At 33.7% G+C, this 817-nt stretch carries 1 pseudogene; it reads right to left on the bottom strand.

The features are described from left to right. A pseudogene (locus IU405_RS00760) lies at nucleotides 1-817 on the bottom strand (gliding motility protein); the annotation flags it as partial.

Genomic DNA, 817 nt, shown 5'->3' with positions numbered 1-817 from the left:
GTAGTATTGTCATTAAAAACAATAATTGGATTGGTTGTGTTAGAAAGATTCAGGTTGGCATCACCTTTAGATTCGTCAATGTTCAAAATGCCATCATTGTCTATATCAATATCTAAATTATCGATAATTAAATCTCCATCAAAATCATCAGGACAGAGGCTAACTGGCACTTCAAAAGGTGGTAAAACAGTCTTTGTACATTTTATAGTGGCGATTAATCTATATTTTCCTGGTTCTGAAATTATTGGTTTATAGGATTGATTTTTATTGCCTCGTTGTTCCCAAGTTGCAGTTAATTCATTAAAATATTCCCATATATAATCAAATAAACCTGTATCATTTGATATTTTTAGGGTAACGTTAGGTAGGCAATTTCCTAAACTCGCAACTATAGGTTCAAACGAAATTTCTGGAGATGAGGGAAAACCTGAGTAAAATGCACCTGTAGTTGCAGCCCCATTGCGGTTAAAATATGCACAATATAACTCTTTATCACTACTGACACTAATATTTTCAGTAAGTCCAAGTACTTTATAAGTAACATAGTTTGCGTTACCAGTTACATTGAGGGGACCTTGAACGTTATTGATATTACTAATATCAACTCCATTGATTGCAACACTTGCATCTACATTGGTAACAATAGTAATTCCACCCTCAAAAGTTTCTCCTGAGTTGTCTACTTGATCAATAAATGCAATGTTGTCAACATTCCCTTCATTTTCACAGCTTAGAGGTGGAACAAAAAATAAATCCTGATTTGCCTGTGTTGAAGAACCACCTATACCTTGATATATAAAAACAGGTTTTGTAGTGC

The organism is Polaribacter sp. BAL334, assembly GCF_015767435.1.
GTDB lineage: Bacteria > Bacteroidota > Bacteroidia > Flavobacteriales > Flavobacteriaceae > Polaribacter.
The sequence above is the reverse complement of the archived record's forward strand: the minus strand, read 5'-3'. Positions and strand labels throughout refer to the sequence as shown.